This window comes from Pseudomonas sp. NY15181, assembly GCF_048068055.1.
Taxonomy (GTDB): Bacteria; Pseudomonadota; Gammaproteobacteria; order Pseudomonadales; family Pseudomonadaceae; genus Pseudomonas.
Genome location: NZ_JBLUPT010000001.1, coordinates 191,812 through 212,725, shown reverse-complemented (window position 1 = coordinate 212,725; position 20,914 = coordinate 191,812). Strand labels below are relative to the sequence as shown.

General features: G+C 66.5%; 25 protein-coding genes. 13 read left to right on the top strand and 12 right to left on the bottom strand.

Annotation, left to right across the window (positions count from 1 at the left end):
• Window positions 1-50 precede the first annotated feature (50 nt).
• Together ACNFBT_RS01030 and ACNFBT_RS01025 are read right to left on the bottom strand one after the other, a co-directional pair.
• A complete protein-coding gene (locus tag ACNFBT_RS01030) occupies window positions 51-1,421 on the bottom strand; it encodes a DUF1329 domain-containing protein (protein WP_416745659.1) in 1,371 nt (456 codons plus the stop codon).
• A 24-nt stretch (window positions 1,422-1,445) separates the two neighbouring features.
• Window positions 1,446-3,254: a DUF1302 domain-containing protein gene (locus ACNFBT_RS01025; protein WP_416745657.1), complete on the bottom strand. Its 1,809-nt coding sequence runs from the start codon at window positions 3,252-3,254 to the stop codon at window positions 1,446-1,448.
• A gap of 293 nt (window positions 3,255-3,547) precedes the next feature.
• Between ACNFBT_RS01025 and ACNFBT_RS01020 the strand changes: the two genes are divergently transcribed.
• From ACNFBT_RS01020 to ACNFBT_RS01010, 3 genes are all read left to right on the top strand, one after another.
• On the top strand, window positions 3,548-4,300 hold the full coding sequence (locus tag ACNFBT_RS01020; protein WP_416747153.1) for a helix-turn-helix domain-containing protein: 753 nt from the start codon (window positions 3,548-3,550) through the stop codon (window positions 4,298-4,300).
• Between the two features lie 113 nt (window positions 4,301-4,413).
• Window positions 4,414-5,835, top strand: a complete 1,422-nt coding sequence (locus ACNFBT_RS01015) for an NAD(P)/FAD-dependent oxidoreductase (RefSeq protein ID WP_416745655.1) — start codon at window positions 4,414-4,416, stop codon at window positions 5,833-5,835.
• 33 nt (window positions 5,836-5,868) lie between these two features.
• The gene (locus ACNFBT_RS01010; RefSeq protein ID WP_152225604.1) at window positions 5,869-6,216 is read left to right on the top strand and encodes a cupin domain-containing protein; all 348 of its coding nucleotides are present in this window, start codon (window positions 5,869-5,871) and stop codon (window positions 6,214-6,216) included.
• 229 nt (window positions 6,217-6,445) lie between these two features.
• Here ACNFBT_RS01010 and ACNFBT_RS01005 read toward each other — a convergent pair whose 3' ends face one another.
• From ACNFBT_RS01005 to ACNFBT_RS00975, 7 genes are all read right to left on the bottom strand, one after another.
• Window positions 6,446-7,213, bottom strand: coding sequence for a crotonase/enoyl-CoA hydratase family protein (locus tag ACNFBT_RS01005; protein WP_416745652.1), 768 nt, complete (start codon window positions 7,211-7,213; stop codon window positions 6,446-6,448).
• A 124-nt stretch (window positions 7,214-7,337) separates the two neighbouring features.
• Entirely contained in the window at window positions 7,338-8,249 is a 912-nt protein-coding gene (locus tag ACNFBT_RS01000; protein WP_416745650.1) for an SDR family oxidoreductase, read from the bottom strand.
• Window positions 8,250-8,355: 106 nt separating this feature from the next.
• Window positions 8,356-8,649 carry a hypothetical protein gene (locus ACNFBT_RS00995; protein WP_416745649.1) on the bottom strand — a complete coding sequence of 98 codons (294 nt, stop codon included), beginning with the start codon at window positions 8,647-8,649 and terminating at the stop codon, window positions 8,356-8,358.
• A gap of 97 nt (window positions 8,650-8,746) precedes the next feature.
• Window positions 8,747-9,625 (bottom strand): alpha/beta fold hydrolase, encoded by an 879-nt coding sequence (locus tag ACNFBT_RS00990; protein WP_416745647.1) that lies wholly within the window; start codon window positions 9,623-9,625, stop codon window positions 8,747-8,749.
• Window positions 9,625-10,407: a class II aldolase/adducin family protein gene (locus ACNFBT_RS00985; RefSeq protein WP_416745645.1), complete on the bottom strand. Its 783-nt coding sequence runs from the start codon at window positions 10,405-10,407 to the stop codon at window positions 9,625-9,627. The genes ACNFBT_RS00990 and ACNFBT_RS00985 overlap by 1 nt, the downstream gene beginning before the upstream one ends.
• 185 nt (window positions 10,408-10,592) lie before the next feature.
• A complete protein-coding gene (locus ACNFBT_RS00980; protein WP_416745643.1) occupies window positions 10,593-11,279 on the bottom strand; it encodes an LrgB family protein in 687 nt (228 codons plus the stop codon).
• Window positions 11,266-11,643: a CidA/LrgA family protein gene (locus ACNFBT_RS00975; RefSeq protein WP_416745641.1), complete on the bottom strand. Its 378-nt coding sequence runs from the start codon at window positions 11,641-11,643 to the stop codon at window positions 11,266-11,268. The genes ACNFBT_RS00980 and ACNFBT_RS00975 overlap by 14 nt, the downstream gene beginning before the upstream one ends.
• A gap of 113 nt (window positions 11,644-11,756) precedes the next feature.
• Here ACNFBT_RS00975 and ACNFBT_RS00970 point away from each other — a divergent pair, with 113 nt between their 5' ends.
• Window positions 11,757-12,653: a LysR family transcriptional regulator gene (locus tag ACNFBT_RS00970; protein ID WP_416745639.1), complete on the top strand. Its 897-nt coding sequence runs from the start codon at window positions 11,757-11,759 to the stop codon at window positions 12,651-12,653.
• A gap of 94 nt (window positions 12,654-12,747) precedes the next feature.
• Here ACNFBT_RS00970 and ACNFBT_RS00965 read toward each other — a convergent pair whose 3' ends face one another.
• Together ACNFBT_RS00965 and ACNFBT_RS00960 are read right to left on the bottom strand one after the other, a co-directional pair.
• Window positions 12,748-13,218: a cupin domain-containing protein gene (locus tag ACNFBT_RS00965; RefSeq protein ID WP_416745637.1), complete on the bottom strand. Its 471-nt coding sequence runs from the start codon at window positions 13,216-13,218 to the stop codon at window positions 12,748-12,750.
• Window positions 13,218-13,670, bottom strand: a complete 453-nt coding sequence (locus tag ACNFBT_RS00960) for a flavodoxin (RefSeq protein ID WP_416745635.1) — start codon at window positions 13,668-13,670, stop codon at window positions 13,218-13,220. Before ACNFBT_RS00960 ends, ACNFBT_RS00965 begins: the two co-directional genes overlap by 1 nt.
• Before the next feature lie 140 nt (window positions 13,671-13,810).
• Between ACNFBT_RS00960 and folM the strand changes: the two genes are divergently transcribed.
• From folM to ACNFBT_RS00925, 7 genes are all read left to right on the top strand, one after another.
• Window positions 13,811-14,536 carry a dihydromonapterin reductase gene (gene folM, locus ACNFBT_RS00955; RefSeq protein WP_416745633.1) on the top strand — a complete coding sequence of 242 codons (726 nt, stop codon included), beginning with the start codon at window positions 13,811-13,813 and terminating at the stop codon, window positions 14,534-14,536.
• A 43-nt stretch (window positions 14,537-14,579) separates the two neighbouring features.
• On the top strand, window positions 14,580-15,128 hold the full coding sequence (gene folE, locus ACNFBT_RS00950) for a GTP cyclohydrolase I FolE (protein WP_416745631.1): 549 nt from the start codon (window positions 14,580-14,582) through the stop codon (window positions 15,126-15,128).
• A 1-nt stretch (window position 15,129) separates the two neighbouring features.
• On the top strand, window positions 15,130-15,501 hold the full coding sequence (folX, locus tag ACNFBT_RS00945; RefSeq protein ID WP_207885942.1) for a dihydroneopterin triphosphate 2'-epimerase: 372 nt from the start codon (window positions 15,130-15,132) through the stop codon (window positions 15,499-15,501).
• Between the two features lie 127 nt (window positions 15,502-15,628).
• A complete protein-coding gene (locus tag ACNFBT_RS00940) occupies window positions 15,629-15,940 on the top strand; it encodes a DUF1244 domain-containing protein (RefSeq protein ID WP_416745629.1) in 312 nt (103 codons plus the stop codon).
• 13 nt (window positions 15,941-15,953) lie between these two features.
• A complete protein-coding gene (locus ACNFBT_RS00935) occupies window positions 15,954-16,292 on the top strand; it encodes a HopJ type III effector protein (protein WP_416745627.1) in 339 nt (112 codons plus the stop codon).
• A 179-nt stretch (window positions 16,293-16,471) separates the two neighbouring features.
• A complete protein-coding gene (locus ACNFBT_RS00930; protein ID WP_416745625.1) occupies window positions 16,472-17,248 on the top strand; it encodes an ABC transporter substrate-binding protein in 777 nt (258 codons plus the stop codon).
• A gap of 13 nt (window positions 17,249-17,261) precedes the next feature.
• Window positions 17,262-18,293: a histone deacetylase family protein gene (locus ACNFBT_RS00925; protein WP_416745623.1), complete on the top strand. Its 1,032-nt coding sequence runs from the start codon at window positions 17,262-17,264 to the stop codon at window positions 18,291-18,293.
• A gap of 36 nt (window positions 18,294-18,329) precedes the next feature.
• Here the strand turns inward: ACNFBT_RS00925 and ACNFBT_RS00920 are convergent, their stop codons facing one another.
• Window positions 18,330-19,259, bottom strand: coding sequence for a LysR family transcriptional regulator (locus ACNFBT_RS00920; protein WP_416745621.1), 930 nt, complete (start codon window positions 19,257-19,259; stop codon window positions 18,330-18,332).
• A gap of 211 nt (window positions 19,260-19,470) precedes the next feature.
• On the opposite strand from ACNFBT_RS00920, the gene ACNFBT_RS00915 reads away from it, so the two are divergent.
• Together ACNFBT_RS00915 and ACNFBT_RS00910 are read left to right on the top strand one after the other, a co-directional pair.
• Entirely contained in the window at window positions 19,471-20,133 is a 663-nt protein-coding gene (locus ACNFBT_RS00915; RefSeq protein ID WP_416745619.1) for an amino acid ABC transporter permease, read from the top strand.
• Complete coding sequence (locus ACNFBT_RS00910; protein ID WP_416745617.1) at window positions 20,130-20,891, top strand: amino acid ABC transporter ATP-binding protein; 762 nt, start codon at window positions 20,130-20,132, stop codon at window positions 20,889-20,891. The genes ACNFBT_RS00915 and ACNFBT_RS00910 overlap by 4 nt, the downstream gene beginning before the upstream one ends.
• Window positions 20,892-20,914: the final 23 nt, after the last annotated feature.

The following is a 20,914-nucleotide window of genomic DNA, read 5'->3' as shown; positions in this document are numbered from 1 at the left end:
AGAACCCCGGCGCCTACCTTGAGGCGCCGGGCAAGGAGCACTGCAGCGGATCAGCGCACGCCGGTGTTGCGCAGGGCCGCCGGGGTGAAGTCGGCCATGCTGGCCTTGTTGCCGAACTGGTAGCCACGCTTCTCCTCGTTGTTCAAACCAAAGGTCACGTAGCGGCCGGCGAGGATGTCGTACAGCGATTCGGCGGCGTAGCCGGTGGCCAGTTGCGGGTAGAAGGTCATCGAGTGGCCCTCGCCCACGCGCCACAGCTGGCCGCGGCCGTCGTACAGCTCGGACTCGGCGATCTGCCAGCTGTCCTCGTCGAGGTAGAAGTGGCGGGTGGCGTAGATATTGCGCTCGCCGGCCTTCAGGGTGCCGACCACTTCCCACACGCGGTGCAGCTCGTAGCGGGTCAGGTCCTGGTTGATGTGGCCGGGTTTGACGATGTCGTCGTACTTGAGCTGCGGCGAGTTGAGCCGGTAGCTGTTATACGGGATGTACATCTCGCGCTTGCCCACCAGCTTCCAGTCGTAGCGGTCCGGCGCGCCGGAGAACAGGTCGTAGTTGTCCGAAGTGCGCATGCCGTCCGAGGCGGTGCCCGGGCCGTCGTAGGCCACCTGCGGAGCGCGGCGCACGCGGCGCTGGCCGGCGTTGTAGATCCACGCCAGGCGCGGCTCCTTCACCTGGTCCAGTGTCTCGTGGACCAGCAGCACGTTGCCGGCCAGGCGTGCCGGGGCGGTCACTTCCTGCTTGAAGTAGGTGAGGATGTTGCCGGTCTTGCTGGCGTCCTGCTCGGCCATGTTCTGCGGCACCGCGATCGATTCCTCGAAGCGGATCGGCGTGTAGCTGCCGTTGGTCTGCGGCACCACCTGCACCACCACGCGGGAAATGTTGCCACCGTGGTAGCGGGTCAGGTGGTTCCACAGCGCCTGCACACCGTTCTTCGGAATCGGGAAGGCGTAGTAGCGGCTCTTCTCGAAGTTCTCCAGGCCATTGCCGTCGTTGATCGGCTGGACGAACTCGGCGCTGTGCTTGATCGAGGCGTAGACCTCATCGGGCAACGCGAAGGTCCGGTGGGTCTTGTACACCGGGATCTTGTAGGTGTCCGGGTAACGCTTGAACAGTGCCAGCTGGCCGGCGGAAAGCTTGTCCTTGTACTGATCCACGTTCTGCGCAGTGATGGTGAACAGCGGCTTCTCGCCAGCAAACGGGTCGGAGAGGAAGCCCTTGGCGTCCACCTTGCCGGCGTCGCGGGCGATGCCGCCGGCCCAGGCCGGGATACTGCCATCGGCGTTGCCTTCCTTCTGCGAGCCCATGGGCGTCAGGCTGGTGCCAAGCTTGGCCACCTCATCGGCGGAGACCGCGGCCATCACCCCGCAGGACAGCAGGCTCAGGGCCAGCGCGCCGCATTGAAGGATTCTTGTCGTTCTCATACGTCGGTTCCTTGGTCTGGCAGGTCAGAAGTTCACGCCGAAGCTGAGGGAAACGAAGTCGCGGTCGACGATGGTGTTGTAATCGCCACCGAAGAAGTTCGTGTAGTTCAGGCTCGCGGTGTAGGTGTTCTGGTAGTCGGCGTCGAGGCCGACGCTGGCGGCCTTGCTGCCCTCGTTGAAGACCGGGCCGTAGCCGTGCACGTCGTGAGACCAGGCAATGTTCGGCTTGAGGTTCACCCCGGCGAACACGTTGTTGTAGTCCCAGATGGTGCGGGCGCGGTAACCCCAGGACGAGGAGGTATAGAAGCCGCCGCTGCCGTACTGCGCATCGGCCACCGCGTTCTCCGGCACGCCGAACACCGAGTCGCGGCCATAGCGTTCGCCGACCTTGTTGGTCATACCGCCGACGTAGGTCACGCCGACTTCGCCCACCAGGGTGACGCGGTCGGCGCCCATGACCTGGTCGAAGAAGTGGGTGAAGGTGGTCTGCGCCTGGCTCACGTCCTTGCGGATATAGCCGTGGTTGACCTGCTCGGCCTGACCCAGCGCGCCCGCCACACCGCCGCTGGCGAAGCCGCCGGCCACGGTGGTGGCCAGCAGCGGCGTCAGGTCGGTGGTGTTGAGCTGCAGCGGCATGTTCGGCCGGAAGCTGAACTCACCCTGCCAGGCGGTGCCGGTGGGCAGCGTGGTGGAGAAGCTCAGGCCGTACAGGCGGATGTCCTCGGGGTATTCGAGGAAGTAGTGGCCGCGCCCCAGGAGGATCGGCTGGGCCAGCGCCGAGGCGCCCGCCGAGATGGCCCGCAGCGCATTGCCGATATCGGCGGCGCTGGCGTTCTGCATGCTCACGATGGGCGTGCGGCTGTGGTAGTTCATGGCGTAGGCGCCGTACTCGACGTCATCGCCCAGCCAGCGCAGGGACAGGCCCCACTGCCCGGAGTCGCGGGCATCGCGGTCGGCGCCGCGCGGCACCATCAGGCCCTCGGGAGTCACGGTCACGCCCAGCGAATTGAGCAGCGCCTTGGTCGCCGGCGCATTCAGCGCGGTGACGGTTTTCTTGTCGAGGATGTTGTAGTTGGTATTACAGCCGTCAGCCGCAACGTCGGTGGTGGAGAAGAAGGTGCCGCAGTTGTCGAGCACCGTCTGGTCCCACTCCAGCTGGTAGAAACCTTCCACGGACAGCGAGTCGGTGAGGCTCTGCGACATATAGAGCATGTTCACCGGGATCAGGCCTTCCTTGATTTCCGAACCGGGCCGGCGGAAGGCGGAGACGTCGATCGGGTTGATGGCGTTGATGCTGTTGCCGATGAAGGTGCTCTCGCCCCAGCTCACCACCTGCTTGCCCAGGCGCACGGTGCCGGGCATGTCGGCGATGGAGTAGTTGTAGTAGCCGAAGGCGTCGAGCAGCTGCGCCCCGGACGACTTGGCGCCCTCCTTGCGGCCGCTGTTGGAGATCGGCTTCCAGTCGGTGTCTTCATCCTCCAGGCGGAAGTCGTACCAGTACTTGCCCCGGGTGAAGACGCCGAAGTCCCCATACTTCAGCTCAAGATCGTGGATGCCCTTGAAGATCTTCGAGAAGGTGTCGCCCTTGCGGAAGTTCAGGCGCCCGTCGTCGTTGGTCTGGGTCATCCCATGGCCGCCGTTGGCGGAACCGATCAGGTCCTGCTTGGGACTCTGGGTACTCCAGCTGGCCCCCACGGACAGCGTGGAGTCGAACTGTCCTTCGATTTCCCCAATGTTGAAATTGATTGCCTGAGCCTGGGTGGCGCATCCCAGGGCGACAGCGGTGGCAAGCAGTTGCGGTTGGAAGAATCCGCGCCTTGTTTTTGTTGTCATGCGGCTCTCCTGACGGTGTCGAGGTGGCTACACCCTACTCAGGCCCCCAGTGGGGAGTAAGCGCTCCAAGGTGGTATTCAGGGTGTCGCCCGAAAGAGTGAATCCCCGCTCTGGAATGGGCTCGTCGGGGCGACATAGGCGCAGGCAATGACGGCCCATCGAGCAGTTGGATAGTGCGTCGGCCATTGCCACTACCCGAACGCCGCTGTCTGGGGCAGACTTGGCACCCTATGCAAGCCATCGACCAACGCCCCTCCGACAGCCACCTCACCGAACAGACCCGCGAGGTGGTGCTGCGCTATCACCAATGCTGGAAGCACCGCGATCTCGACGCGGTGCTCGCGCTCTACCATCCGCAGGTGGAGTACAACGACTTCTTCCAGAACCGCACACTGGGTTTTGCCGACCTGCGCGACTACGTGCAGGGCACCATGCCCAGCCGCCCGGAAGAGTTCCTCGACCACATCGACCGCATCCGCGTGGATGGCGATACCGCGTTCATCCAGTACCGCATCGCGGTGACCCTGAGCGGCCGCCTGGCGACCTTCCATTCCAGCGAAGCGATCACCGTGCGCGACGGCCTGATCTGGCGGATCAACGAATACGCCTCGGTAGTGAGCGAGGGCGCCGAGAACCGCCCGCAGGCGGTGGACCCGCGCCCGGCCACCAGCCGCCTGGGCCTCTCGCCGCGCCAGTTGAGCCAGTTGGCCAATGACCTGGAGCAGTACTTCAGCAAGAGCCAGCCGTACCTGGCGCCGGACCTGGACCTGACCCAGGTGGCCAGCGCCACCGGCTACACCCGCAACCAGATTTCCTACCTGCTCAACCAGGTGATGGGGCTGAGCTTCTACCAGTACGTCAACCAGACGCGCCTCACCCACCTGCTCGGCCAGTTGCGTCCGCCGCTGCCGGCGCGCATCGACGAACTGGCGTTCTCCGCCGGTTTCAACTCGCTGTCGGCCTTCTACCGCTGCTTCCGCCAGCACACCGGGCAGTCCCCGCGCGAGTACCTGAAACGCCTGCGCGACGAGCAGAACGACGCCTGACCGGCCGTTGCCGGCGGGCGCGCCGGCACTCCCCGCGTACCCGCGCAGACGACAGAAGCCCGCGCCACCTCTAGGCTTGACGACATTCCCCCTCTTCCCTTCCGGAGTCGTCTATGTCGGCATGGCGTCATATCAGTCTGTGGATGAACCAACTGGACGACGACCTCGTCCCGCGTCCCTCGCTGCAAGACTCACTGGACGTCGACGTGGCCATCGCCGGCGCCGGCTACACCGGACTGTGGACCGCCTACTACCTGAAGCAGCGCGCGCCGCAGCTGAAGATCGCCATCGTCGAAGCGGAGACCGCCGGCTTCGGCGCCTCCGGCCGCAACGGCGGCTGGCTGATGGGCAACATCCTCGGCGAAGACCGCCTGCTCGCCGGCCTCTCGCCGGAGCAGCGCCGCGCCTCCTACGACCTGTTGCACGGCATCCCCGACGAAGTCGCCCGCGTGCTCGAGCGTGAAGGCATCGACTGCGACTACCGCAAGGGCGGCGTGCTCTACACCGCCGCGCGCTACCCGGAACAGGAGCGCCGCCTGCGCGACTACCTCGCGCACCTCCATGCCGAGGGCCTGACCGAGGACGACTACCGCTGGCTCACCGCCAGCCAGCTCGCCGAGCAGTTGCGCATTCCCAGCGCGCTGGGCGCCATCCACACCCCGCACTGCGCCACCATCAACCCGGCCAAGCTGGTCCGTGGCCTGGCCCGCGCCGTGGAGCGCCAGGGCGTGCAGATCTTCGAGAAGAGCCGCGTGACTCACTGGGCACCGGGCCTGCTGCGCACCGAGCACGGCGAGCTGAAGGCGCACTGGGTGGTGCCTGCCATCGAAGGCTACGCCGCCGACCTGCCGCCGCTGGGCAACTACCAGCTGCCGGTGCAGAGCCTGCTGGTGGCCACCGAACCGCTGCCCGAATCAGTCTGGGCGGAGATCGGTCTTGCGCAGGGCCAGGCCTTCAGCGAATTCAGCCGCCAGGTCACCTATGGCCAGCGCACCGCCGACAACCGCCTGGCCTTCGGCGCCCGTGGCGGCTACCGCTTCGGCGGCAAGCTGCGCACCGATTTCAGCCTCACCGACGATGAGGTGGGCCTGCGCCGCTACCTGTTCGGCGAACTCTTCCCGCGCCTGAAGGACGTACGCATCACCCACACTTGGGGTGGCAACCTTGGCATGTCGCGGCGCTTCCACCCGCACATGCTGATCGACCGCCGCAACGGCATCGCCCTTTCCGGCGGCTACGGCGGCGAAGGCGTCGGCGCCACCAACCTCGGCGGCCGCACCCTCGCCGACCTGATCCTCGGCCAGCACAGCGAACTCACCCGCCAGCCCTGGGTGATCGACGACCGCAGCGTGCAGGACGGCCTGCGCGGCTGGGAGCCCGAACCCTGCCGCTGGCTGGGCTACAACGCGATCATCCGCAGTTTCGTGCACGAAGACGAAGTGCTGGCCAACCCGCACAGCGCCCCGTGGCGTCGCCGCCTGGCGGAGAAAGTCGCCGCGACCATGGAAGGCCTGATGACCTGGAAGGTCGGCTGATCAGCCCCTAGAGAAAACCCACTGGAGCCCCGAATGAAACTGACCCACCTGAAGAACACCCTGCACGCCGAACTCGGCGAGGCGAACCCGGTCGCCGTACCGCTGGGCGAGCCGGTATCGGAAACCCGCGTGGAATCCATCGAGCGCACCGACCGCGTGGAAACCGGCATCTGGGAATGCACCCCCGGCCGCTGGCGCCGCCAGATCGTCGAGCAGGAGTTCTGCCACTTCATCTCCGGCCGTGGCACCTTCACCCCGGACGGCGGCGAGACCATCGCCTTCCAGGCCGGCGACGCCTTCCTGCTGCCGCAGAACAGCCTGGGCGTGTGGGACATCCAGGAAACCGTGCGCAAGACCTATGTGATCATCCAGCGGGATTGATCGGCGCTGTCGCAGAGGGAAAGTCCGACGCTCGGGCTTTCCCCTCACCCCAGCCCTCTCCCGGAGGGAGAGGGGGCAGTCAGTGCTCGCTGGTGGTGCGGTGTTTATCCTGAAACTCACGATTGGTAGGAACCGTCATGACCGACTGACGCCGGGGCGTGCGCCGCTCAGGACGGTCCCCTCTCCCTCCGGGAGAGGGTTAGGGTGAGGGCGCTCTCGACCCGTTCCCTCAAAACTCCCCGTGCCGCCCTTCCCCATCGGCAAAACGCTGCGCCCCTTCCACCGTCTCGCCGCTCTGGATCACCGCCATCCCCCCCTGGAACTCATTGGCCATCGCCACGTCGAAGGACAGGGTCCACTGGGTGAAGACGCTTGCTCGATCAGCCAGCATGCAGCGCTGGGGAAACTCGGCGATCTCCCGCGCCAGCTCTTCCGCCGCCTCCAAAGCCTGTCCGCGCGGCACCACGCGGTTGGCCAGGCCCATCATCAGCGCCTCCTGCGCCCCCACCGGACGGCCGGTGAGGATCATGTCCAGCGCCCGGCCCTGGCCGATGATGCGCGGCAGACGCACGGTGCCGCCGTCGATCAGCGGCACGCCGAAGCGCCGGCAGAACACCCCGCACACCGCGTCCTCGGCCATCACCCGCAGGTCTGCCAATAGCGCCAGCTCCAGCCCGCCAGCCACGGCATAGCCCTCGATGGCCGCGATCAGCGGCTTGGACAACTGCATGCGGCTCGGCCCCATCGGCCCGTCGCCTTCGGTTTCCAGGCGGTTGCGTCGCTCGCCACCCTCGGCCACCGCCGCCAGGTCGGCGCCCGCGCAGAAGGTGCCGCCGGCGCCGGTGAGCACCGCGACCCGTGCCTCCTCGTCCTGCTCGAAATCGCGCAAGGCATCGGCCAGCGCCTGGGCGGTGGGCAGGTCCACGGCATTGCGTACCGCCGGGCGGGCGATCACCAGGGTGGTCACCGGGCCGTTCCTCTCGATTATCACGCTCATGGCGAACTCCTTGGGCATCGAGGCAGAAAAGCAAAGGGCCGACAATGAGCCGGCCCTTCCACCTTACTGCGTCTGCCTCCAAGGAACAGCCCCGCTGGCTGTTCCGCCGGTCAGGCTGGCCGGATCAACCGGCGTATTTCTGCAGGTTCGCCATCATCTCGCGCAGCGCCTCGACGTTGTCTTTCGGATGCGCGGCGTTCTCGAAATCGCAGATCTGCGCGAAGTTGGCCGCCACGTCCTCGACGCTGAAGCCCTTGCTCGGGTCGAAGCCCACGCCCAGGCTGCGCTCCCAGCGCACCTTGCCGATCCAGCCGCCGCCAACCTCGAACAGGCCGGAGGTCTCCTGGCAGGCCTCGCTGCCCAGGTACACCACCAGCGGGCTGACCAGCTCGGGCTTGAGCTGCTCGAACACCTGCGGCGGGATCAGGCCTTCGGTCATGCGGGTGCCGCCGGTGGGGGCAATGGCGTTGACGAAGATGTTGTTCTTGCGGCCTTCGATGGCCAGGTTGCGGGTCAGGCCGTAGAGGCCCAGCTTGGCCATGCCGTAGTTGCTCTGGCCGAAGTTGCCGTAGATGCCGGAGGTGGACGAGGTGAAGATCACCCGGCCGTAGCCTTGCTCGCGCATGAACGGCCAGGCGGCGCGGGTCACCTTGTAGGCGCCCTCGACGTGGACCTTGTAGACCAGGTCCCAGTCGGCGTCTTCCATCTTGTGGAAGGTCTTGTCGCGCAGGATGCCGGCGTTGTTCACCACCACGTCGATGCGGCCGAATGCCTCCACGGCCTGGCGCACGATCTTCTCGCCGTCGGTCACCGAGTCATGGTTGGCGATGGCGGTGCCGCCGGCTTCGCGGATTTCCGCCACCACGCGGTCGGCGGCCGACGAGTTGGCGCCTTCACCATGGGTGCTACCGCCCAGGTCGTTCACCACCACCTTGGCGCCGTACTTGGCGAACAGCAGGGCGTGGGCACGGCCGATGCCACCACCGGCTCCGGTAACGATCACGACTTTTCCGTCGAAGTGCAGGGCATCACTCATGGCAGGAACTCCAGGCAGGTCTGTTTTTCCGGAGTGTCCGGCAGCCGTCATCGGGTCACAACCAAGACGATCAGGGCGAATAGTGCCCAATAAGGCCGGGGGATGATCAGCGCATCGGCAGGTTCAGTTCCTCGCGCGGGCCGAGCTTGAACAACCACCAGTCGTATTCGCTCCAGAACAGCAGCAGGCCGAAGGCCGGCAGCAACGCCAGCGCCCCCAGGGCGGCCGGTACCCAGTTCTGGAGCATCCAGGCGTAATAGCAGCCAGCGGCGCAGATACCCACCAGCAGCAACAGCAGCGGGATGGCGACGAAGGCGAAATCCCGGCGCAGGTGCAGCAGCGCCCGGTACAGCAGCGAACCCTGCGGCTGGCGGACGGGAATGACGGATCTGAGTGGCATGGCGGCGGCCTCCGGCTGAAAAGTCGGGGAAGCTACCGCCGCCACACGGAGCCCAGCTATCAGCCAGTTCCGAATCTCCAGACGGATCGGTCCGTACCTATCGAACCCTTTCCTGTCGGAACGCCAGATAGTGCTGCAGTACCTGCTCCGGCGCCTCGACCTGCGGGTAATGCCCGATGCCGGGAAGCTCGACGGTGTCCGGCTGCGGAATCAGCTCCCGGTAGCGCGCCACCATGTGCGCACCGGAAATCGGGTCCACCGGTCCATCGATCACCCGCAGCGGCACAGCGGTGCGCTGCATCGCGCCGACCCAGCGCTCGCGGTGCTCGCGGCGGTCGAGGATGTAGTGGATCAGCCGGTGCATCACCCGCGGCCCGTCGTTATGCCGGATCAGCTCCCAGAAGGCATCCAGCTCCGCCTCCGACGGCTGGCTGGCCGGGCCGAACACCCTGGCGAAGTTCTGCGCCAGGCGCCGGCGGTTGAACAGCCGGGCGAACAGGCCGCCCAACGGGCTGAGCAGCAGCTTCTGCGACAGCACCGCACGGTGGGTTTCCGGGAACAGGCCGCCGTTGAGGAACACGCAGGAGGCCAGGGCGAAGCCGCCCGCCTCGTGCCGCGCCAGCAGCTCCTGGCCGACGCTGTTGCCGTAGTCGTGGGCCAGCAGGTGCACCGGTTCGTGTATATCCAGATGCACCAGCAGCGCCTGCTGCAGATCGGCCTGTTCGAGGATGCGGTAGTCGTGGCCGCGCGGCTTGGCGGAGTCGCCGAAGCCGAGCATGTCGCAGGCGATCACCCGGTAGCGTTCGGCCAGCGGACGCCACAGGTAGTGCCAGTCCCAGGAGGCGGTGGGGAAACCGTGGATCAACAGCAACGGCTCGCCGCTGCCGGCGCTCCAGTAGCGGATGTCGTGGCCCCGGAAGGTGAAGGAACTGCCCTGCGCGCGCCAGTCGCGCAGGGCGATGCCGGCCAGCGCCATCAGTCGCGGTAACCGGGGTTCTGCTGGTCCAGCTTGCGCAGCAGCGCCGGCCACGCCAGCGCTCCGCCCAGGCCCTGCTTGCTGCGGGTGACGCCGGCGGCCATGGCCATGGCGCCGTCGAGTATCTGCTGCGGAATCATGATCAGTTCGGCGCCGCCGCCCTGGGCCAGCACCTGGATTTCACAGGCGCGCTGCAGGATGAACATCATCAGGAAGGTGTCGGCGATGCTCGGCCCGCAGGTCATCAGGCCGTGGTTGGGCAGGATCATGAAGCCGGCTTCGCCCAGGTCGGCCTGCAGGCGCGCCTTCTCGTCATGGTTCAGCGCCACGCCCTCGTAGCCGTGGTAGGCGAGGCTGGAGAGGACGAACAGCGACTGCTGGGAAATCGGCAGCAGGCCCTGTTTCTGCGCGGAGACGGCGATGCCGGCGGCGGTGTGGGTGTGCAGCACGCAGGAGACGTCGTGGCGGACTTCGTGGACGGCGCTGTGGATGGTGTAGCCGGCCGGGTTGATCTCGTAGGGGCTGTCCATCAGCTTCTTGCCGGCGAGATCGACCTTCACCAGGCTGGACGCGGTGATCTCGTGGAACATCATGCCGAAGGGGTTGATCAGGAAGTCTTCGGTGCCGGGCACCTTGGCGGAAATGTGGGTGAAGATCAGGTCATCCCAGCCGTGCAGCGCGATCAGTCGGTAGCAGGCGGCCAGGTCGACGCGGGTCTGCCATTCGGCGGCGGAGACCTGGTCCTTGACGTTCGCGGTGGGCAGCGGGTGTGCGGCGTGCATGGTCGGAACCCTCTTCGTTGTTGTTGTGCGTGGCAGCAGTCTAGCCAGCGCCGCATGCCGTGGACTGTCACGGAACTGACAGTTGCCCCCGGCATGGGGTGCCGAATGACACGCCATAAGCCGAGCGCAGGGCGACGCCCCACGCCCGGGCTCAACGACAACGAATGGAAACCGACCTCGGCGGCTTACAGGCAGTACGCCAGGACCGGCGCCAGCAGCAGGTTGAACAGCCCGGTCAGGACCATCAGCAGGCCCGCCGCCGAACCTTCCTCGCCGCCGAACTCATAGGCCCGGCTGGTGCCCGCGCCGTGGGCGCCCACGCCCAGCAGTGCACCACGGGCCAGGGCCGAACGCAGGTGCAGCAGGCGCATCAGTACGCCACCCACCAGCGCACCGAACACCCCGGTGATCATCACGAAGGCGGCGGTCAGCGACGGAACGCCGCCCAGGTCATGGGACATTTCCATGGCGAACGGGGTGGTGATCGAGCGCGGCAGCAGCGACAGGGTCACCTGGCCGTCCAGCGCCAGCGCATGGGCCAGCGCCCAGGAGCTGCCGATGGCCATGGTCGAGCCGGCGAGCATGCCGATCAGCAGCGCCGGCCAGTGGCGGGCGAGCAACGCACGCTGCTGCCAGATGGGGATGGCGAAGGCCACGGTGGCCGGGCCGAGCAGCGCCACCAGCCAGTTGGTGTCGCGGGCGTAGTCGGCGTAGGTCGCGCGCATCGGAATCGCCAGGGCGAACAGCAGCACCGGGACGAACACGATCGGCGACAGCCAGTACTGCTGGTAACGCCGGTACAGCAGGCGGCTGAGCAGGTAGCCGCCGAGGGTGGCGGCGAGCCAGAACAGGGGTTGCTTATCGAGACTCATGGCGCGACCTCCAGTGGCACATCCACTCCACCGCCAGGGCGGTAGCCAGCATCACCAGCACGGTGCTGGCGGTGATCACCAGCAGGATCTTCCAGCCCTCGCTGCGCAGCAGCGGGCCGTAGTCCAGCAGGCTCATCAGCGCGGGGATGAAGAACAGCAGCATCTCCGCCAGCAACACACCGGCGCCGCCCTGCAGCAGGGCCGGGCGGATCGCCCCGCAGGCGAACAGCACCAGCAGCAGCGCCAACCCGATCACCCCGCCCGGCAGCGGCAGGCCGGTGAGGCTGGCGATCCAGCCGCCGATCCACCAGAAGGCGGCGAGGACGGCGAGTTCGAAAATCAGGCGGGCGGCGCGGCGGAACATGGCAGCGGTCTCGATGGATTCGGGGAAGAAGCAATGCGTTCGGGAATGGTGCAAAGCCTACGCCCGCGCCTATCATCCCCAAAGCGAATTGATCGAATCGGAGTCATTCCAGAATGGAATTCAAGCAGCTGCGCACCTTCGCCGAAGTGGTGCGCCAGGGCAGCTTCACCCAGGCGGCGGCGCACCTGAACGCTAGCCAGTCGGCGGTGAGCAAGCAGGTCGCCCAGCTGGAGCAGAGCCTGCGCGTGCAGTTGCTGGAGCGCAGCGGCCCGCACATCCGCCTGACCGCCGCCGGCGAAGTGGTGCTGCGTCGCGCCGAGGACATGCTGCGCCTGCGCCGCGAACTGCTCACCGAACTGGACGACCTCACCCATCTGCAAAGTGGCGAGTTGCGCCTGGGCCTGCCGCTGCTGGGCGCCGACGCGCTGTTCGCCGGGCGCTTCGCCGAGTACCGGCGGCGCTACCCGAACATCGCCGTGCACTTGATCGAGGGCGGCAGCAAGACCATGGAAGAGCTGGTCTACAGCGGCGAGCTGGAACTGGGCGGCGGCATCACCCCGGAAGACCCGGCCTTCGACCACCAGCCGTTCTGCAACGAGCCGCTGGACGTCCTGCTCCCGACCGACCATCCGCTGGCCACGCGGGAAAGCCTGAGCCTGGTGGAGCTGGCCGAGACGCCCTTCCTGCTCTACCAGCAGAGCTTCACCCTCAACGACCGCCTGCTGCGCGCCTGCCGCGAGGCCGGCTTCGAACCGCGCGAAGGCGGCCGCAGCGGCCAGGCGGACTTCCTCGGCGCGCTGGTCGCCGCCGGCCAGGGCGTGGTGCTGCTGCCACGGGTAGTGGCCGAGGAACTGGAACGTCCGGGCGTGGCGCGGGTGCTGCTCAGCCAGCCGGACCTGCGCTGGGACATCAGCTTCATCTGGCGGCGCGATGCCTACCTGTCGAATGCGGCGAAGGCGTGGCTGGAGTTGATGGAGGAGATGCCGCTGCACCCTGAACGATCGAAGTAATGCGGGTTCGTGAGCAAGCTCACTCCTACCAGGAGCGTACCGACGCCAACCTGTAGGATCGAGGGGGGCGCCTAGCCCTTGCTCGCGAACCGCTTTACAGCAGCTCGGGAAACTCCCCGACCAGCTTCGGCCACGCTCGCTGCGCATCGGCATCATCGGCCAGCAGCCTGAACCCGGCGAACTCGAACGCCGGCGATACCGTGCACCCCACCAGCACGTAATCCCCCTGGCAGCGCGCCGCCTGCCAGGCGTGGGCGGGCACCGCGCGCTGCGGCAGGCTGCCCTCGCCCACCGGGCCGAGGCGTTCGATACGTACGGGAGCGTCCGGCCGCTCGGCCACCAGCAGTTCCAGAGGGCCGCCTTCGTGGAAATGCCAGAGCTCATCGGCATCGATGCGGTGCCAGCGGCTGACCGTACCGCCGGGCAGCAGGAAGAAGATGGCCGAAGATTGCTGGCGGCCATCGGCGCCCACCAGGGTCGAATCGAACACCCGGCGATAGAAGCCGCCCTCGGGGTGCGGGGCGAGGCCGAGGGTATCGATCAGATAGCGGGCGCGGGGATGCATCAGGCCTTCAGCGCGGCGATGAACTCGGCGATCCAGGGCTCGGCGTCGGTCTCCTGGTCGACCGTCTCGCTGCCGTCCAGGCGCAGCATCGGCACCACTTCGCGCATGCCCAGTTCCACCAGCAGCTCGCGCACCAGCTCACCGCCACCGCAGTAGGTGTCGCCATAGCTGGAGTCGCCCAGGGCGATCACACCGCCCGGACGGTCGCGCCAGTTCGGCAGACGGTCGCGCAGCGCGTAGTACAGCGGCTGGAAGGTGTCCGGCAGGTCGCCCATGCCGGTGGTCGAAGTCACCACCAGCAGCGCCTCGGGACCGAAGGCCAGCAGGCCGTTAAGGGTCACGCGCGGGTCGTGCCAGGCTTCGAAACCGGCCGCTTCGAGCAGGCGCCTGGCGTGGCGCGCGACCTCTTCGGCGGTGCCGTAGACCGAGCCGGACAGAATGGCGACTTTCATGATCACTCCCACAGGGCAAGACAAGGCCACCCATTATGCCCCATCCGTGCCCAGCCGCGCCGGGGCTGGTATAGTTTTGCCCTACCCGGCCGCTCGGATATTCCAGGGCGCGCCGTTTCCCCCGATTTCACGAGGCGCGCATGGGCAATACCCCGGCTCCCATCCTGATCACCGGCGCCAGCCAGCGCATCGGCCTGCACTGCGCGAAACGCCTGCTGCAGGACGGCCAGCCGGTGATCGCGACCTACCGCCAGGAGAAACCCGGCGTCGATGAACTGCGCCAGCTGGGCGCCACCTGCCTGCACGCGGAGCTGGCCGACGAAGCCGGCATCCTCGCCTTCATCGATACGCTGAAGTCCCATACCGACCGCCTGCGCGCGATCATCCACAACGCCTCGGCCTGGGTCAGCGAAGAGCCCGGCCATGAGGCGGACGCCTTCGGCGAACTGTTCCGCCTGCACATGCTCGCGCCCTACCTGATCAACCTGCGCTGCGCGCCGCTGCTCGAACGCGACGCGGCCGGGCGCGGCGCCCCGGCGGACATCATCCACCTCTCCGACGACGTCGCCCGCAAGGGCAGCGCCAACCGCATCGCCTACTGCGCCAGCAAGGCCGGCCTGGACAACCTCACCCTGTCCTTTGCCGCACGCTTCGCGCCGCACATCAAGGTCAACGGCATCGCGCCGGCACTGATCCTGTTCAACGACGGCGACGACGCGGACTACCGCGCGCGCACCCTGGCGAAATCCGCCCTGGGTATCGAGCCGGGCGCGGACGTGATCTACCAGAGCGTGCGCTACCTGCTCGACAGCCCCTACGTGACCGGCACCACCCTGACCGTCAACGGCGGCCGGCACCTGAAATGACCCGCCCGGCGCGGGCGCGAGGATTCCCCCAATGATCGAAGATATGTCTCGCCACCACCGTGAGATCCTCCTGGGGCTCGGCGAAGACCCCGACCGCGAGGGCCTGCTCGACACGCCCAAGCGCGCGGCCAAGGCCATGCAGTTCCTCTGCCACGGCTACGAGCAGACGCTGGAGGAGATCGTCAACGGCGCGCTGTTCGCCTCGGACAATGACGAAATGGTGATCGTCAAGGACGTCGAACTCTACTCGCTGTGCGAACATCACCTGCTGCCCTTCATCGGCAAGGCCCATGTGGCGTACATTCCCACCGGCAAGGTGCTGGGACTGTCGAAGGTGGCGCGCATCGTCGACATGTTCGCGCGCCGCCTGCAGATCCAGGAAAGCCTGACCCGGCAGATCGCCGAGGCCGTCGAGCGGGTCACCAATGCCGCGGGTGTGGCGGTGGTGATCGAGGCGCAACACATGTGCATGATGATGCGCGGGGTGGAGAAGCAGAACTCGGTGATGAACACCTCGGTAATGCTCGGCGCCTTCCGCGAGTCCAACACCACACGCCAGGAATTCCTGAAACTGATCGGACGGAGCAAGTGAAATGACGCAGCTGCAGCCAGGCATGGCGCGAATCCGGGTCAAGGACCTGCGCGTGCGCACCTACATCGGCATCAAGGAGGAGGAAATCCTCAACAAGCAGGATGTGCTGATCAACCTCACCATCCTCTACCCGGCCGGCGACGCGGTGCAGGTCAACGACATCGAGCACGCGCTGAACTACCGCACCATCACCAAGGCGATCATCGCCCACGTGGAAGAAAACCGCTTTGCCCTGCTCGAGCGCCTGACCCAGGAATTGCTCGACCTGGTGATGAGCAACCCGGCGGTGCACTACGCTGAAGTGGAAGTGGACAAGCCTCACGCCCTGCGTTTCGCGGAGTCGGTGTCCATCGCGCTGGCCGCCCAGCGCTGACCGGCCGGTCGGGCACGCTGCACGCCCGTACCAGTCGGCCAATGGGCGTTGCTGGCCGATCGTCCCGCTCTATAGAATCGCGCCAGCCCCGCCATGCGCCTCTGTTGCGCCCAATGAGAGACACGCCATGACCGAGCCCATGAATCTGACCGACGAACAGCGCACGGAACTCGAAGCCGCCGCGTTCCGTACCCTGGTGCAGCACCTGCGCACCCGCAAGGACGTGCAGAACATCGATCTGATGAATCTTGCCGGCTTCTGCCGCAACTGCCTGTCCAAGTGGTACAAGGCCGCGGCCGACGACATGGGGCTGGACGTCAGCCCCGACCAGGCCCGCGAAGAGATCTACGGCATGCCTTACGCCGAATGGAAGGCCAAGTATCAGACGGAAGCGTCGCCTGCCCAGCAGGCGGCCTTCGATAACGCGAAAAAGCACTAACGAGTTTGCCTTGATGACCCTCAACGATTTTCGCGCGCGCCTGCGCAGCGAGCAGCACCTGTTCACCGACACCCTGGCGTACATCGCCGAGCACTACAGCTACACCCCCAGCGCCTTCAGCAACGGCACCGTGGAAAATCCCGCCGGGCAGAACGAAGGCTCCTGCAAGACCCTGGGCTTCGCCATCCTCGAAGGCCTGAGCCAGGAGGAGTCGCTGCTGGCGTTCGGCGAGCACTACCGCGCCGTGCGTGAAAACCCCGAAGGCACCGACCACGCCAACATCCGCGCCCTGCAGACCACCGGCCTGGCCGGCGTCAATTTCGAGCGCCAGCCACTGTCGCGCCGCGGCTGAGGTTCTTCGCGTCATGGAAAAGCCCCGCTCATGCGGGGCTTTTTCTTGTCCGGGCAAGGCACGGCGCGGGTGCTTAGCCAAACGACTCATGTGATTGAAAAACAACATAGATTGACGCGAAAAGAGGCGATTGGAACACTCCTGGCGACTTCCTCACCCACCACCGGGAGCTCCGCCAAATGACAAAAACAATGCGCGCCCTGGCCAGCAGCCTGCTGCTGGCATCCACTTGCCTCCTGCCCTTCCTCGCTCACGCCGGCGACCTCGACGGCATCAAGCAGAAAGGCGAACTGAGCTTCGCCCTCACCGGTAAATACCCGCCCTTCAGCTTCATCGACGTGGACGGCAAGCTGCAGGGCTTCGACGTCGACATCGGCGACGGCATCGCACAACGCCTGGGCGTCACCGCCAAGCCGGTCACCACCGCCTGGGACGGCATCATCGGCGGCCTGCTCGCCGGCAAGTACGACGCCATCATCGGCAGCCTGGCGATCACCGACGAGCGCATGAAGGCGGTGGACTTCTCCGAGCCCTACTACCTCTCCGGCGCGCAACTGTTCGTGCGCAAGGACAGCCCGCTGCAAGGCATCGACGAGATGGACGGCAAGGTCATCGGCATCACCCTGGGCGAGACCTATGAGAGCTGGCTGCGCGAGCACAAGCCGAACGTCACCCTGAAGACCTACAAGGGCCTGCCGGACATCCTCCTGGACCTGCAGAACAAGCGCATCGACGGCTTCGTCACCGACAAGATCGCCGGCCTGCTGACCATCCGCGACCGCCACCTGGACGCGCGCCCGGCGGGCGGCCTGCTCTACCCTGAGAAGATGGGCATCGCCGTACGCAAGGACAGCCCCGAGCTGAAAGCCGCCATCAATGCGGCGCTCGCCGACCTCGACAAGGACGGCACCTACAAGGGCATCAGCGAGAAATGGCTGGGCACTGACATCCGTTGAAGGACACTGCGCAATGCTGACCTACTTCCACCCCGACCAGTACCTCCACCATCCGCGCACCTACCTGTCCCGCGGGCAGATGCGGGTGCCGCAGGAGGTGCCCGAGCGCCCCCGGCGCCTGCTGCAGGCGGTCGAACGCCTGGGCTTCGATCTGCGCCAGCCCGACGACCACGGCATGCAACCGCTGAGCGCGGTGCACAGCCCGGAGTACCTGCGCTTCCTCGAAGAAGCTCATGCCGAGTGGAAAGCCACCGGCCAGGACTGGGGCGAGGAGGTGATCTCCAACGTCTTCATCCGCGAGCCCAACCCGCTGCGCGGCATCCTCGCCAAGGCCGCGCGCTACCTGGCCGACGGCAGTTGCCCGGTGGGCGAGCAGACCTGGCGCGGCGCCTACTGGTCGGCGCAGAGCGCCATCGCCGGCGCCCGCGCCCTGCTCGATGGCCAGCCCGAGGCCTACGCGCTGTGCCGCCCGCCGGGGCACCACGCCCGGCGCGATGCCGCCGGTGGCTTCTGCTACCTGAACAACGCCGCCATCGCCGCCCAGGAACTGCGCAGGGGCCATGCCCGGGTCGCCGTGCTGGACACCGACATGCACCACGGCCAGGGCATACAGGAAATCTTCTACGAACGCGACGACGTGCTCTACGTGTCGATCCACGGCGACCCGACCAACTTCTACCCGGTGGTCGCCGGCTACGAGGACGAACGCGGTGCCGGCGCCGGCTACGGCTACAACCTCAACCTGAGCATGCCCCACGGTTCGCCCGAGTCGGTGTTCTTCGAGCGCCTGCAACAGGCCATCGCCGCGCTGCGCCGCTTCGAGCCGGACGCCCTGGTGCTGTCGCTGGGCTTCGACATCTACGAGCTGGACCCGCAATCCCAGGTCGCGGTGACCGGAGACGGCTTCCGCCGCCTCGGTCAGGCAATCGGCGAACTGAACCTGCCGACGCTGATCGTGCAGGAGGGTGGCTACCACCTGGAAAGCCTGCAGGACAACGCCGAGCAGTTCTTCAACGGCTTCCTCGCGCCGCGGCGCAAAGCGTGATGTTGGTGGGCGGCCTCGGCCGCCCACCTCAGGTTCTCAGGCCGCCGGCAGACGAAGTGCCCCAGCACAATCCTCACGCTGCTGCATCGCCTCGACCACCTGCGCCAGCGCCAGGCGCACGTCGCCGATCAGGCGGTTGCTCTTCAGCTCCTGCTTGTACACCAGGTAGAAATTGAACCACTGCTCCAGCGCGAAGGGCCGGCTGACCAGCTTCGGGTTTTCGCACAGGTCGGCGGCGGTGATGGCGTTGACCAGGCTCAACCCGCCGGTCATTTCGATCATCGCGCCCATGCACGACAGGCTCGATTGCAACTCGTGGCGCAGCAGGCGGCGCAGGCTGTTGTCGCGGTAGATCAGGTGGTCGGACTGGATCGGCTTGATCAGCGTCTGCCCGTCGAGATCGGCCAGTTCCAGTTCCGCCTTCTCCGCCAATGGGCTCGCCGCCGGCATCAGCACGCGCATGCGCGCCGAGACCATGGGCGCGAACAGCAGGTTGGGCTCGTGCACCTCGTAGGACACCAGCGCCATGTCCAGCCGCCCGGCCTCCACCTCGGCGATCAACCGGCCGCTGGCCGCCACGTCCAGCGACACCGCGATGCCCGGATGGGCCTGCAGGTAGCGCTGCACCAGGCCGGGTCCGAAGCGGTGGCCGAGCCCCGGCGCGCAGCCCAGCTTCAGCGAGGCGACGCCGCTGTCCTGGAGGACGAACAGGTCCTCTTCGATACGCGCCAGATTGCCCATCAGCAGGATCGCCTCGTTGAGCATGTAGCGCCCCGCCGCGGTGATCTGCAGGCGTTGGTTCTCACGGGCGAACAGACGGATCTTGAGCGACTCCTCCAGCCGCGCCAGCGCATGGCTCACCGCCGACTGGGTAAGCCCCAGTTGCACCGCCGCCTGGCGCGTCGAGCCGGTGGTGGCGATGGCGTGGAAGATTTCCAGGTCGCGCAGGCTGAACTCGGTACGCATGGTGGGGATGCATCCTGGCCGGTCAAATGATGAAAAAAGATCATAAATTGACGCTGTTTTTTGTCAATGCAAGACTCACCCCGTGTTCACGAACAACTGAAACCCGCTTGCCTAGCGGGCCCAAGCCAGAACACCTGGGTATTAAAATAATTTGTAGGAACCACCATTCACTCACCACGGATGGCTCCAGAGACCCAACCCGAGAATAAGAATGTTCGACTTCAACCTGGTGCTCCACTACCTCCCCATGCTGCTCAAGGCGGCCGGCGTCACGGTCGAGCTGACGCTGCTGGCCATCGTCTTCGGCCTGTTGATCGGCCTGTTCGCCGCCCTCGCCCGTCTGTCCCGGCATCGCGTGCTGCGCTGGATCGCCGCCGGCTACATCTGGCTGATCCGCTCGACGCCGCTGCTGGTCCAGCTGTTCATCATCTACTTCGGCCTGCCGCAGTTCGGCCTGGAACTGTCGCCCTTCACTTCAGGTGTGATCGGCCTGGCGCTGAACGTCGGCGCCTACAACGCCGAGACCATCCGCGCCGGCATCCAGGCCATCCCCCACGGGCAGATCGAGGCATCGCGCTCGCTGGGCTTCGGCACCGTGCGCACCATGCGCCTGATCATCCTGCCGCAGGCCTTCAAGCTGATCGTGCCGCCGCTGGGCAACAACCTGATCATCCTGATCAAGGACACCTCGCTGGTCTCCACCATCACCCTGGCCGAATTGTTCATGCGCACCCAGCAACTGGTGGGCGCGACCTTCAAGCCATTCGAGCTGTACTTCGCCTGCGCACTGATCTACGCGCTGCTGACCAGCATCACCAGCCTGCTGCTGCAAGTGTTCGAGCGGCGGCTTCTGCTCAAGGGAGGACGGGCATGAACACCGCTGACGTACAGATCCAGCTGAAAGATATCCACAAGCACTACGGCCCGCTGGAGGTGCTCAAGGGCATCGACCTGGATGTCCGCAAGGGCGAGGTGATGGTGCTGATCGGCCCCAGCGGCTCGGGCAAGAGCACCCTGCTGCGCTGCGTGAACATGCTCGAACAGCCGACGCGCGGCGAGATCCACTTCCAGGGCCAACTGATCAACGACCGCCGGCGCAGCCACGGTGCCCAGGAGAAATACCTCAACGGCCTGCGCATGAAGGTCGGCATGGTGTTCCAGCACTTCAACCTGTTCCCGCACCTCACGGTGCTGGAGAACATCACCATCGCCCCGACCCAGCTGCAGGGCATCGACCCGCGCCAGGCCCGCGCCGAGGCGGAGGAACTGCTGGAGAAGGTCGGCGTGCTGGACAAGCGCGACGTCTACCCCGGCAACCTTTCCGGCGGCCAGAAGCAGCGCGTGGCCATCGCCCGCGCCCTGGCGCTGAAGCCCGACGCGATGCTGTTCGACGAACCCACCTCGGCGCTCGACCCGGAAATGGTCGGCGGCGTGCTCACCGTGATGGAGAGCCTCGCCCGCAGCGGCATGACCATGATGGTGGTGACCCACGAGATGCGCTTCGCGGAGAAGGTCGCCGACCGCGTGGTGTTCATGGCCGACGGCAACATCGTCGAACAGGGCACGCCGCAGGAAGTGTTCCGCCAGCCGCAGCAGCAACGCACCCGCTCCTTCCTCGCCGACATCGGCTGACTCGACACCAAGGGCGCGCCGGG